This is a genomic window from Streptomyces spectabilis, assembly GCF_008704795.1.
GTDB lineage: Bacteria > Actinomycetota > Actinomycetes > Streptomycetales > Streptomycetaceae > Streptomyces > Streptomyces spectabilis.
Genome location: NZ_CP023690.1, coordinates 3,738,597 through 3,750,356, shown reverse-complemented (window position 1 = coordinate 3,750,356; position 11,760 = coordinate 3,738,597). Strand labels below are relative to the sequence as shown.

Sequence of the window (11,760 nt, the reverse complement as noted above, 5' to 3'; positions counted from 1 at the left end):
GAAGGGGCGCGGAGGAGCGCCGCGCGGGCCTCGCGGGAAGCTCGCGGGAAGCGGAGGGCCCTCGGGGGAAGCGGAGGGCCTCCGTCGGGTGACGGAGTTGTCCACAACCGGCGGGTAGGGCACAGCGCTCAGCGGGCCGGGATCGATCGGCGCAGTCTGGATCTGCGGTCGTCGCGACCGCCACCGCCGCGGGAGAGACCCGTGCGCGGTGTGCGAGGGAGGGGCCCGACGATGAACGACACGACGATCACGGTGGTGGGACGAGTGGCGACGACGCCGGTGTTCCGGGAGCTGTCGACCGGCCCGGTGACACGCTTCCGGATCGCGGTGACACCACGTCACTTCGACCGCACGCGCAGCGAATGGGTGGACGGACACACCAATTTCTTCACGGTCTGGGCCCGCCGGGCCCTCGGTGTGAATGTGCAGAGCTCGCTGTCCGTCGGCGAACAGGTCATCGTGCAGGGCAGGTTGAAGGTCAAGGACGAGGAGCGCGGCGGCCAGCACTGGCTGTCGGTGGACATCGACGCGCACGCGATCGGCCACGACCTGACACGGGGCACCTCCGCCTTCCGCCGAGGCAGGCCCCCGGCCCAGGCGCCACTGGAGCGGGAACCGGCGTGGGAGTCACCGGTCGAAGGGCCCGGTGAAGAGGCCGACGCGGCGAGCGGCCCGGCAGCGGACGCGGCGACCGACGAGACGGCCGAAGCGGAAGCGACCCTCGCAGCCCCCATGGGCGCACGTCCGGAGCCGGCCGCGGTGGGCTGAAGCGCCACAGGCCCCGCCCAACGCCCGCCGATCCGCCGTGAAGTTGGTGGAACGGAACCATGGATTTATCGATAAGCCCAGCTCAACGGGGGCGTTGCCGATAACGATTCCGATTCGGATCGGTTGTCGGACGGTCGTACTGGGAACGGCGATGCGTCGCGTCCTTAGGATGCCGGGCGTGGCTCCGTGAGGCAGTTGATGCCCGAGTGGAGCGCTCGGCAGGTGACTCTGCTCGGTCGAGTCTGCTGGCGGGACCCGTCCCCCCATGTGAATCGGTCCTGCCCGGAGGGGAATTCTGTGTTTGCTGCGTTGTCCATACGGGGCCGGGGTGCCGTGCGCCTCGCCGCCGCGCTGGTCGCGTCCGGGCTCGTCTCGGCGGGTGCGACGGCCACCGCGTCGGCGGCCGTGGCGACGGACGCACCGCCGTACCGCGGTGGTGCCACCGCCACCCTGGACGGCCTGACGACCTACGGCCAGGCCGTCATCCGCGAGGACGGCGGCAGCCAGAGAGTCCCCGCGGGCCTCTTCGAGATGTCCGTGGACAACGGCGGCACCCTCCAGACGTACTGCGTCGACCTGCACAACCCCACGCAGAAGGACGCGCAGTACAAGGAGACCCCCTGGCGCGGCACGTCGCTGCACGCCAACCGCGACGCGGGCAAGATCCGCTGGATCCTCCAGCACTCCTACCCGCAGGTGAACGACCTCGCGGAGCTGGCCCGCAAGGCGGGAGCGGGCTCGCTCACCGAGGAGACGGCCGCCGCGGGCACCCAGGTGGCGATCTGGCGATACTCGGATAAGGCGGACAAGACTGACAAGGCGGACCGGGCCGCCAAGGCCGAGGTCGAGGCGGTGGACCCGCGGGCCGAGAAGCTCGCGGACTATCTGGAGCGCAGCGCCCGCAGGAGCCCGGAGCCGAAGGCGTCGCTGACCCTGGAGCCGCCCGCCGTCTCCGGGCGCGCGGGGGAGCGGCTCGGCCCGGTGACCGTGCGGACGGACGCGGACAGCGTGACCGTCACACCGCCCGCCGACTCCGCGAGCGGCGTGAAGGTCGTCGGCAAGAACGGCAAGCCGGTGACGTCGGCGTCCGACGGCGGCAAGCTGTACTTCGCCGTCCCCAAGGGCACGCCGGACGGCATGGCCTCGCTGGAGGTGCAGGCGTCGACGACCGTGCCGGTCGGGCGGGCCTTCACCTCCGAGACCAGGAGCCAGACGCAGATCCTCGCGGGCTCCAGCGAATCGACGGTGTCCGCGACGGCGACCGCGCACTGGGCGGCCAAGGGTCCGATACCGGCGCTGTCCGCGGAGAAGAACTGCGCCGAGCGCGGCGTGGACATCACGGCGGCCAACAAGGGCGACGCGCCGTTCACCTTCAGCCTGATGGGCGCCAAGCACACCATCAAGGCCGGTGAGACGCGCACGGTGACCATTCCGCTCCAGGAGGACCAGGCCTACGACTTCGCGATCACCGGGCCCGGTGGCTTCGAGAAGCGCTTCACGGGGGTGCTCGACTGCCGGACCGAGGCCGCCATGGTCGGCGTCGGCGGCAAGGCGCAGCCCGCGCCGCAGCCGAGCCCCGCGTCGGCGGGCGGCACGTCCGGCGGCGGCGACCTCGCGGCGACCGGCGGATCGAACGCCACGCCGCTGATAGCCGGGCTCGCGATCGCCCTGGTCGTGGTCGGCGGCGGCGCGGTGTTCCTGCTGCGCAAGAAGAAGGACCCGGCCGGGACCGGCGAGGCCGCCCCGACCGAGGAGTGAGCTCACCGTGACCACCCGGTCACGGTGCGAGCGACCGGCCCCGGGCCCGCCGCCCCCTTTCCGGCGGCCGGTGCCCACGGGCCGGGCGGGCCGCGCGGCTATCGGTTTTCTCCGAGGGCTAGCCGTACGGCAAGATGGGGTGTATCTGCCCACACACTGATTGCCGGACGGTTTCTCTTGGCTGAGTACATCTACACCATGCGCAAGGCGCGCAAGGCGCACGGCGACAAGGTGATCCTTGACGATGTCACCCTGAACTTCCTGCCTGGCGCGAAGATCGGTGTCGTGGGTCCGAACGGCGCCGGTAAGTCCACGGTGCTGAAGATCATGGCAGGTCTGGAGCAGCCGTCGAACGGCGACGCGTTCCTGTCGCCCGGCTTCACCGTCGGCATGCTCCTGCAGGAGCCGCCGCTCGACGAGTCCAAGACCGTCCTGGAGAACGTGCAGGACGGCGCCGCCGAGATCATGGGCAAGCTCAAGCGGTTCAACGAGGTCGCCGAGCTGATGGCGACCGACTACTCCGACGCGCTGATGGAGGAGATGGGCAAGCTCCAGGAGGACCTCGACCACGCCAACGCGTGGGACCTGGACACCCAGCTGGAGCAGGCCATGGACGCCCTGGGCTGCCCGCCCGGCGACTGGCCGGTCACCAACCTCTCCGGTGGTGAGCGCCGCCGCGTCGCGCTCTGCAAGCTCCTCCTGGAGGCGCCCGACCTGCTGCTCCTCGACGAGCCCACCAACCACCTGGACGCCGAGTCCGTGCAGTGGCTGGAGCAGCACCTCGCGAAGTACCCGGGCACCGTCGTCGCCGTCACCCACGACCGGTACTTCCTGGACAACGTGGCCGAGTGGATCCTGGAGCTCGACCGCGGCCGCGCCCACCCGTACGAGGGCAACTACTCGACGTACCTCGACAAGAAGGCCACCCGCCTCAAGGTCGAGGGCCAGAAGGACGCCAAGCGCGCCAAGCGCCTCAAGGAAGAGCTGGAGTGGGTCCGCTCCAACGCCAAGGGGCGGCAGGCCAAGTCCAAGGCGCGACTCTCCCGCTACGAGGAGATGGCCGCCGAGGCCGACAAGATGCGGAAGCTGGACTTCGAGGAGATCCAGATCCCGCCGGGCCCGCGCCTGGGCAGCATCGTCGTCGAGGTCAACAACCTCTCCAAGGCCTTCGACGAGAAGGTGCTCATCGACGACCTGAGCTTCACGCTGCCGCGCAACGGCATCGTGGGCGTCATCGGTCCGAACGGCGCCGGCAAGACCACGCTGTTCAAGATGATCCAGGGCCTGGAGACCCCGGACTCCGGCACCATCAAGGTCGGCGACACCGTCAAGATCTCCTACGTCGACCAGGGCCGGGCCAACATCGACCCGAAGAAGACGCTGTGGGCCGTCGTCTCCGACGAGCTGGACTACATCAACGTCGGCCAGGTCGAGATGCCCTCGCGCGCCTACGTGTCCGCGTTCGGCTTCAAGGGCCCGGACCAGCAGAAGCCCGCGGGCGTGCTCTCCGGCGGTGAGCGCAACCGCCTCAACCTGGCGCTGACCCTCAAGCAGGGCGGCAACCTGCTGCTCCTCGACGAGCCGACCAACGACCTGGACGTCGAGACCCTCTCGTCCCTGGAGAACGCGCTCCTGGAGTTCCCGGGCTGCGCCGTGGTCGTCTCCCACGACCGCTGGTTCCTGGACCGAGTCGCCACGCACATCCTGGCGTACGAGGGCGAGTCCAAGTGGTTCTGGTTCGAGGGCAACTTCGAGTCCTACGAGAAGAACAAGATCGAGCGCCTCGGCCCGGACGCGGCCCGTCCGCACCGTGCCACGTACAAGAAGCTCACCCGAGGCTGACATGGCCCGTCATCTGTACAGCTGCCCGTTGCGGTGGTCGGACATGGACGCCTTCGGGCACGTCAACAACGCGGTCTTCCTGCGGTACTTGGAAGAGGCGCGCATCGACTTCATGTTCCGGCTCTCGTCGGACGACGGTCCTTCGTTCTCCGGCGGGTCCGTGGTGGCGCGGCACGAGATCGACTATCTGCGGCCGCTGGTGCACCGGCACGAGCCGGTCACCGTCGAGTCGTGGGTGACGAAGATAGGCGCCGCCTCGCTGACGATCTCGTACGAGATCAAGGATCCGGAGACGGTGTACGTGCGGGCGACGACGGTCGTCGTGCCGTTCGACCTGCGCGCGCAGCGGCCCCGGCGGATCACCGCCGAGGAGCGCGCGGTCCTGGAGGAGTACCAGGACGACAGTGCCGGTAGTGCGGAGGCGCTCGTCGCATGACCGTGCGGCTGCACTTCGCGGACCCCGGGGAGGCGGCGGACCTGGCCGCCTTCCTGGCCCGCCTGATCCACTACGACAAGGCGGCCGCGGTGCGGTTGCAGGCGGCGGGGGACACGCTCGCGGTGTTCGGGCGGCCGCCGTCGTTCGAGGTCCTCGCGATCCGGACGGCGCGGCTCGCCAAACCGTACGAGGACGGGCTCGACACCTCGCTCGACGTGACGGTGTCCGCGGGCGAGTTCCTGGAGTCCGTGGGGGAGTCGTCGGAGTCGCTCGGGACGGCGGGCACGGCTGTCGTGCCCGCCGCCGTGACCGGGCCGCCGTGGGCCGGCGTGCTGCCGCCGCGGCGCGGCTGGGAGCGGGTTCCGGGCCTGCCCGGCGCATCCGATGTGCGGGCCCTGGTGCACGGGGCCGTCGCCGAATTCCGGGCCCGGGTGGAGGAGTTGGCGCCGGAGCGCAGGGTGCGGGCGGAGCTCGACCGGGTGGGCCGGGAGATCTGGTCCCGGGCCGTTCCGGGCACGGAGCTGCCCGTGCGGGCCGCGCACGCGGCGCAGTCGCTCGGGTTCCTGCGGGGGGACTCCCTCGACCTGCTGTCGGCGGGGGTCTGGCTGCGGCTCCGTACGCCGTACGGGTCCGTCGCGCTGCGGCGTGCCGGGGTCGGGGCGCTGGCCGTCAGCCCGGTGTGAGCCGCTGCCCGGCGGTGGGCGCGGCCGGGGTCAGCCCGGGGTGTTCACCATCGAAGCCGCCGCGTACGTCAGGTAGTTCCACAGCGTGTGCTCGTGTTCCTCGGAGAGGTCCAGGGAGTCGACCGCGTCGCGCATGTGCTTGAGCCAGGCGTCGTGGGCCGCGCGGTCGACGGTGAAGGGGGCGTGGCGCATGCGGAGCCGGGGATGGCCGCGGTTGTCGCTGTAGGTGCGGGGGCCGCCCCAGTACTGCATCAGGAACAGCACGAGGCGCTCCTCGGCCGGGCCCAGGTCCTCCTCCGGGTACATGGGCCGCAGGAGCGGGTCCTCGGCGACGCCCTCGTAGAACCGGCGCACCAGGCGCCTGAAGGTCTCCTCGCCGCCGACCTGTTCGTAGAAGGTCTGCTCCTGAAGCGTGCCGCGCGGGATCTCATTCACGTCTCCATGGTCTCAGACGCCGCGGCCGAGGACGGAAGGCTTAGGACCGCTCGCATCGGACGCCCGGGGGCAGCACAGTGGGGGTATGGGTGCGCAAGCTCCGCTCAGGGACGAACCCGACCCCGTCGTCGCCGCCGAGGCGCGGGCCGCTCTGGTGCGGGACATCGAGGCGGGCGGTGCCTTCGACGGCGATCCCGGCTGGCGGGAGGCGTTCGTCGCGGTGCCGCGGCACGTGTTCGTGCCCTACTACTACGTGAGCGTGGCCGGGGGCTACGAGCGGCTGTGGGGCGAGGACCCGGACCCGGTGCGGCGGGCCAGATGGCTGCGCGGGGCGTACGCGGACGCGCCGCTCGCCACCCGGGTGCGGGACGGGGACCTGCTCTCCTCCAGCAGCCAGCCCTCGCTCATGGCCAAGATGCTGGTGGAGCTCCAGGTGGACGAGGTCGACGAGGGCGGGCCGTGCGACGTCCTGGAGATCGGGGCGGGCACCGGCTACAACGCGGCGCTGCTCGCGCACCGGCTCGGCGACGGCCACGTCACGACCGTCGACCTGGACCCGGAGATCACCGAGTCCGCGCGGCGTCACCTCGCCGCGGCCGGGTACCGGCCCACCGTCGTCACCGGGGACGGGGCCGCGGGGTGCGCCCGCAGGGCGCCGTACGACCGGATCATCGCGACCTGCACGCTGAACTCGGTGCCGAGGCCCTGGCTGGGGCAGTGCCGCCCCGGAGCCCTTGTGCTCGCGCCCCTCGCGACGGGGCTCATCGCGCTGCGGGTGCGGGACGCCACGCACGCGCAGGGGCGGTTCCTGCACACCCCCGCGTACTTCGTGCCGCTGCGCGGCGGCAGCGGCCGACCGGCGCAGGAGCCGCAGCTCGGGGAACTGCCGCGCCGGGCGTTGCAGAGCGAGCTGTTCCGGTTCCTCCTGGAGCTGACGGCCGGGACCCTGGACCCGTACGAGGCGCTCGCGCTGTGGCAGCGGGAGCGGCGGCCGGTGCGGGAGCGGTTCGGGGTGACGGTCAGCGGGGAGTACGCGTGGGCGTGGCTTGACGACCCCGAAGGGCCGTACGCCTGGCCGCTGTGACGGCGGGCGTACGGCCCTTCGGGGTGCGCGGCGGGGTCAGTCGCGGCGGACGGTGATCGTGGTCCAGGCGCCCACGTGCACCTTGTCGCCGTCCTGGAGCGGGACGGGGACGAACGGCGGGATGGGCTCCTCGCCGCCGTTGACCGTGGTGCCGTTGGTCGAGTTCTGGTCGACGACCGCCCAGCCGCCGTCGGGCTGCTGGACCAGCATCGCGTGCTGGTGCGAGACGCCCGGGTCCTCCGGCGGCACCGACAGGTCGATGGCGGGGGTGTCGCCGGTGGAGTGGCGGCGGCGGCCGATCGTGACCTGGTTGCCGGTCAGCGGGTGGTGCTGCTCGGGGGAGTACGCGGGCAGGTTCAGGCCCGCGGCCTCGGGGCCGCTGCGCTGCATCATCGCCATGAAGTACTCGCGGTCGGGGCCGACGGTCGCGGTCCAGTTCGCCGGGCCCTGCGGCGGTGCCGGGGGCGGGAAGCCCTGTCCGGGCGCCTCGGCCGTGGGCGGCGAGATGACCCAGTCGTCCCCGCCGCCGGTCCCCTGTGGCGGGGGTCCCTGCGGGGCACCGGTCTCGCGCGGGAACGCGGGCGGCGCGGGGGGACCCTGCTGGAACCCCTGCGGCGCACCGCCGCCGGGACCGCCGGGCGGTGTCGTGGATGGGCCGCCGCCGAAGGGCGGGATCGGCTCGGCAGGACGGTTCACCTGCGAGGGCCGGGAGCCCTGGTAGTCGAAGGCGTCGTGGCCGGAGCCCGCGGGCGGGGGGAACTGGGAACCGGGGTTCGGGCCGCCGGGGCCACCCGGGCCGCTGCCCGGACCACCGGGACGACCAGGTGCGCCGGGACCGCCGGGGCCTTCACCGAAGCCGCCGGGACCGCCGGGCGCACCCGGGGCGCCGGGGCCGTCGGGGTTGCCGAAGGGACGGGGCCCGCCGGGACCGCCAGGTCCACCGGGACCGCCCGGGCCGTCGGGGCCGCCGAACGGGCGGGGTCCGCCGGGACCGCCGGGTCCACCGGGCGCACCGGGTCCACCGGGACCCTCACCGAAGGGACGGGCGCCACCGGGCGCACCGGGTCCGCCGGGCCCGCCAGGGCCCTCGGGACCACCGAACGGACCAGGACCGCCGGCCGGACCGGGACCACCCGGACCGCCAGGTCCACCGGGACCGCCGCCGGGCCTGCCAGGACCCTCCGGGCCGCCGAACGCACCGGGTCCACCAGGTCCACCGGGACCGCCAGGGCCGCCGCCAGGTCCACCGGGGCCGCCGAACGGTCCACGGCCGCCGGGCGCACCGGGCCCCCCGGGCTGGCCGAACGGGCCGGGACCACCCGGCGTACGCGCGGGACCACCGGGACCACCGGGGCCGCCAGGCCCACCGGGCCCGTCGAAGCCGGGCCGCGGCGGACCGCCGGGCCCACCGGGCCCCTGAGGGCCACCAGGCGTGGGCATGCCCGCGGACGTGGGCAGCGGCGGGTTCGGCGCAGCCGGGGTGTACGACGTCGCCGTGTTCGTCAGGAAGTTCCAGCGGCACTCCTCGCAGAACGGCGCGTTCGCCTCGCGGGGGGTGCGGCACTGGGGGCAGAGCTGGGGCTCGCGGTCCGGGACCGCGGCCAGGTGCGGGCGGCCGCCACCGGGCGCGGGCGGCGGGCCGGGCTGTCCGGACGCGGGCGGCGGGTAGCCGTACCCGGCGGCCGGGGGCGGCGGGGGAGGCGGCGGTACGGCACCGGCCATGCGGTGACCGCAGACCTCGCACCAGTCGTCGGAACCCGACTGGTGTCCGTTCGGGCAGGTCGGCATGTCGGCGCTTCCCCCTCTCCTTCTCCGGCCCGAGGGCCGTGTGCGGTGCTTGTCGGTACGGGCAGACGTAGCTGTACTGCGCCGTCGTATCACGACGCTCCGTGCCGTCGTATGACGAGGGACACGTCGCTCGCTCGTGCTACTGCTTCCTACTTCTTCACGCGCACGGTCTTCGTCGAGCGCGTCTCGAGCGTCATCTCGTCGGCCTCGGCGACGCGCGCCTTCAATCGAACAGTACCTGTCGTGGCGTCCACGACGTCCACCACCTTCGAAAGCAGTTTCGCGGTGTCCTCGTTGCCGGAGGCGCTGGCGAGCTGAACGGCCCGGCCCAGCTTGGCCGTTGCCCCGTCGAGGTCGCCCAGCTTGCGGGCGTCGAGGCCCTGCTGGATCACCTGGGCCAGCTCGGCCTGGCCGGTGTAGTGCGCGACCTGCGGATTGATGGAGGTGGAGGCCGACAGGTCGTCGGTCCACACCGCCCGCACCAGGCCCTGGGAGAGGGTCTGCGCGGTGCCGTCGGCCTGCGGCACCACCAGGGAGACCCGGGCGGCCAGCATCTCCTGGCCGAGCTCGGCGCCCGGGACGCGGACGCAGACGTGGTAGTCGCGGGACTCGTCGCCCCAGGAGCCGGTCGGGTAGTCGCCCGCGCGCGGTCCGGCCTCGGTGCGCCGGTCGGTCAACTCCTCGACGGTGGGCGCCACTTGCTTCACGAAGACGATCTCGACGCCCATCGGCGTCCACAGGCGCAGACTGACGTCGGCGACCTCCTTGCCCATGGCCGTCTCCATCATGCGCGTGAAGTCGTCGGCGAGCCCGGCGGGGTCGGCGACGATGTCGGCCGTGCCGAGCAGGGCGGAGGCGACGCCTGTGACCTCTTTCACCTCCCAGTCGGTGCCGACGCCGCGGGCGTCGCAGGTGAAGCGGCCCGCGCAGGCGTCGAGGGAGGCGCGCAGAGCGTCGGGCGACTCGTGTTCGTTGCGCCCGTCGGTGAGCAGGATGCCGTGCCGTATCGACACCTCGGCGGAGCCGAGCAGGCGGTCGGCGAGGCGCAGCCAGGTGCCGATGGCGGTGCCGCCGCCCGCGCTGAGCTTGCGCAGGGCCTCCTTGGCCTGGGCGCGGGTCTGCGGGCCGGCGACGGCGAGGCGGCCGCCGCCGGGGTAGACCTCCTTGGCGACGTGGGTGCCGCCGATGACGGCGAAGTGCACGCCGTCGCGCAGCGCGTCGACGGCGGCGGCCGTGGCGTCGCGGGCGCCGCGCATCTTCGTCGGCGGGTAGTCCATGGAGCCCGAGCAGTCGACCATGATGGCCACGGCGGCGTCCGGGCCCTCGCCCGCCCCGTACAGATGGGGCGCGCTGACGGCGGTGCCGATGGTGCCGCCGCCGGTGGAGGTCACCGTGGCGATCGCGTTGACCTCCCGGCCGCCCTCCGGGAGGTACTCGTTCTGATAGACGTCGACGCTGAACTGCGGAACGCTCGACTTGAAGAAATTGGCCATGGTTGCTGTTCCCCCCTGAGACGGTTCCCACGGCGGTCCCACGGTGTGGGCGCACGCATGAAGTGCGGGTGCACGGCGGCCCCTTGAGGCCCCTGCCGTACGAGGATCCCCGGCGCGGGCGACGGCGTCGCGCCCGGACCGCTAGGCCGATCCTGCCCCTCGCGACGCGGCGGGGAACGGCAGGACCGCCACTGTTACGTTGTCGTGGCCGCCGCCGTCGAGGGCGTGGCCGACGAGCACCTGGGCGCTGTGCAGCGGCCGTTCGGCGGCGTCCGCGGGCACGGCGGCGGCCATCTCCTCGGCCGCCTCCGCGTAGTTCCACAGGCCGTCGGTGCACACCACCACTACACCCGGGCGGTCCGGCTTGAAGGAAGCGGTGTGCGGCTCCAGTTCGTACGCGTCGGCGCCGAGCCAGCCGGTGATGGCGTGGGCGCGCTCGTCGGCGTACGCCTCGGCCTCGTTCATCAGGCCCGCGGCGACCATCTGGGCGGCCCAGGAGTCGTCCTCGGTGAGGCGGACGGCGGGGCCCGTGCGGTCGACGGGCACCCAGTAGACGCGGCTGTCGCCGACCCAGCCGACGACGAGCAGGCCGCCGGTGACGACGGCGCCGACGAGGGTGCAGGCGGGCGCGTTCTGGTGCGGGTGGTGCTCGCGGGCGGCGGCGGGCTCGGCGGCGAGGGCGTTGACGGCGTCGGCGGCGGCGACGATCGCGTCGTGCATGGCCTGCTGCGGGTGGATGCCGCGCGGCAGGGCCGCCCGCAGGGACGCGTCGGCGGCGCGGGACGCGGCGGCGGAGGCCTCGTCGGGGCGGGTCGCCGAGGAGACGCCGTCGCAGACGATCGCGACGACGGCGGGGGAGCCGTCGGGCAGGGCGGCCGTGGAGATGGCGAAGGAGTCCTCGTTGCGGTGGTGGCGCAGGCCGCGGTCGCTGACGGCGGCGACGGCGTCCAGCTCCCGCTCCATGTGGTCGCGCTCGCGCGGCTGGGCGTGCCCGCAGTTCTCGCAGTAGCCGTCCGGCGCGACGCTGCCCGTGCGGCAGGCGACGCAGATCTTGGCGTCCCCGGCCGGTGCGGGGTCGGCCGCGGGGGCCGCGGCGGCGGTGGCACGCGGATCGGGGGCGGGCAGCGGGTAGTCGTCGGGCTCGGCCGCCTCGTCGCGCTCCGCGTGCCCGTCCCGGGCGTCGGCGCTCTCCCGTACGCGTACGTCGTCCGCGTCCTGGGTCTCGCTCGCGGCGATGTCGCCCCGGGTGTCGCCCGCGGCCTCGGGGGCCGCGGGCCACGCGTCCGGCTCGGCCGGGGGCTCGGCGGCGGCGCGGGGCAAGCCGTTGATCACCAGCGTGGGGCGGTCGTCCGGTGACACCGGGGCCGCCGAGAGGTTGTAGCCGCACGCGCCGCAGTACAAGTCGCCCGAATCCAGGGGCCACTCGCAGCTGGGACACATCGACAGGGCCGCCGGTTGGTGCATGTCCGACAT

The 11,760-nt window shown here is 73.3% G+C and carries 11 protein-coding genes; 7 read left to right on the top strand and 4 right to left on the bottom strand.

The features are described 5' to 3' along the window. Nucleotides 1-231: 231 nt before the first annotated feature. The 5 genes from CP982_RS16205 (at nt 232) to CP982_RS16185 (ending at nt 5,487) form a co-directional block, all read left to right on the top strand. The gene (locus CP982_RS16205) at nt 232-768 is read left to right on the top strand and encodes a single-stranded DNA-binding protein (protein ID WP_150511197.1); all 537 of its coding nucleotides are present in this window, start codon (nt 232-234) and stop codon (nt 766-768) included. A 297-nt stretch (nt 769-1,065) separates the two neighbouring features. Further along, complete coding sequence (locus CP982_RS16200) at nt 1,066-2,526, top strand: Cys-Gln thioester bond-forming surface protein (protein WP_229879463.1); 1,461 nt, start codon at nt 1,066-1,068, stop codon at nt 2,524-2,526. A gap of 177 nt (nt 2,527-2,703) precedes the next feature. After that, nucleotides 2,704-4,368, top strand: coding sequence for an energy-dependent translational throttle protein EttA (gene ettA / locus CP982_RS16195; RefSeq protein WP_150511195.1), 1,665 nt, complete (start codon nt 2,704-2,706; stop codon nt 4,366-4,368). Nucleotide 4,369: 1 nt separating this feature from the next. Further along, nucleotides 4,370-4,804 (top strand): acyl-CoA thioesterase, encoded by a 435-nt coding sequence (locus CP982_RS16190; RefSeq protein WP_150511194.1) that lies wholly within the window; start codon nt 4,370-4,372, stop codon nt 4,802-4,804. After that, nucleotides 4,801-5,487 (top strand): DUF8010 domain-containing protein, encoded by a 687-nt coding sequence (locus tag CP982_RS16185; RefSeq protein WP_150511193.1) that lies wholly within the window; start codon nt 4,801-4,803, stop codon nt 5,485-5,487. Before CP982_RS16190 ends, CP982_RS16185 begins: the two co-directional genes overlap by 4 nt. A gap of 30 nt (nt 5,488-5,517) precedes the next feature. Here the strand turns inward: CP982_RS16185 and CP982_RS16180 are convergent, their stop codons facing one another. Then, the gene (locus CP982_RS16180; protein ID WP_144003512.1) at nt 5,518-5,922 is read right to left on the bottom strand and encodes a globin; all 405 of its coding nucleotides are present in this window, start codon (nt 5,920-5,922) and stop codon (nt 5,518-5,520) included. A gap of 85 nt (nt 5,923-6,007) precedes the next feature. Here CP982_RS16180 and CP982_RS16175 point away from each other — a divergent pair, with 85 nt between their 5' ends. Next, nucleotides 6,008-7,006 (top strand): methyltransferase domain-containing protein, encoded by a 999-nt coding sequence (locus CP982_RS16175; protein WP_150511192.1) that lies wholly within the window; start codon nt 6,008-6,010, stop codon nt 7,004-7,006. A gap of 36 nt (nt 7,007-7,042) precedes the next feature. On the opposite strand, the gene CP982_RS16170 is transcribed toward CP982_RS16175, so the two are convergent. Then, complete coding sequence (locus tag CP982_RS16170) at nt 7,043-8,464, bottom strand: FHA domain-containing protein (RefSeq protein ID WP_483409931.1); 1,422 nt, start codon at nt 8,462-8,464, stop codon at nt 7,043-7,045. On the opposite strand from CP982_RS16170, the gene CP982_RS43335 reads away from it, so the two are divergent. Further along, entirely contained in the window at nt 8,445-8,675 is a 231-nt protein-coding gene (locus tag CP982_RS43335) for a hypothetical protein (RefSeq protein ID WP_483409935.1), read from the top strand. The two genes, CP982_RS16170 and CP982_RS43335, sit on opposite strands and share 20 nt — an antisense overlap. A 268-nt stretch (nt 8,676-8,943) precedes the next feature. Here CP982_RS43335 and CP982_RS16165 read toward each other — a convergent pair whose 3' ends face one another. Further along, entirely contained in the window at nt 8,944-10,287 is a 1,344-nt protein-coding gene (locus CP982_RS16165; protein WP_150511190.1) for a vWA domain-containing protein, read from the bottom strand. Between the two features lie 141 nt (nt 10,288-10,428). Then, nucleotides 10,429-11,760, bottom strand: coding sequence for a protein phosphatase 2C domain-containing protein (locus CP982_RS16160; protein ID WP_184925458.1), 1,332 nt, complete (start codon nt 11,758-11,760; stop codon nt 10,429-10,431).

Bases quoted from the DNA above. Each gene is read 5' to 3' on its own strand.
- CP982_RS16205 (WP_150511197.1), top strand. From the start codon at position 232: ATGAACGACACGACGATCACGGTGGTGGGACGAGTGGCGACGACGCCG.
- CP982_RS16190 (WP_150511194.1), top strand. From the start codon at position 4,370: ATGGCCCGTCATCTGTACAGCTGCCCGTTGCGGTGGTCGGACATGGAC.
- CP982_RS16185 (WP_150511193.1), top strand. From the start codon at position 4,801: ATGACCGTGCGGCTGCACTTCGCGGACCCCGGGGAGGCGGCGGACCTG.
- CP982_RS16175 (WP_150511192.1), top strand. From the start codon at position 6,008: ATGGGTGCGCAAGCTCCGCTCAGGGACGAACCCGACCCCGTCGTCGCC.
- CP982_RS43335 (WP_483409935.1), top strand. From the start codon at position 8,445: ATGCCCGCGGACGTGGGCAGCGGCGGGTTCGGCGCAGCCGGGGTGTAC.
- CP982_RS16165 (WP_150511190.1), bottom strand. From the start codon at position 10,287: ATGGCCAATTTCTTCAAGTCGAGCGTTCCGCAGTTCAGCGTCGACGTC.
- CP982_RS16160 (WP_184925458.1), bottom strand. From the start codon at position 11,760: ATGTCGGACATGCACCAACCGGCGGCCCTGTCGATGTGTCCCAGCTGC.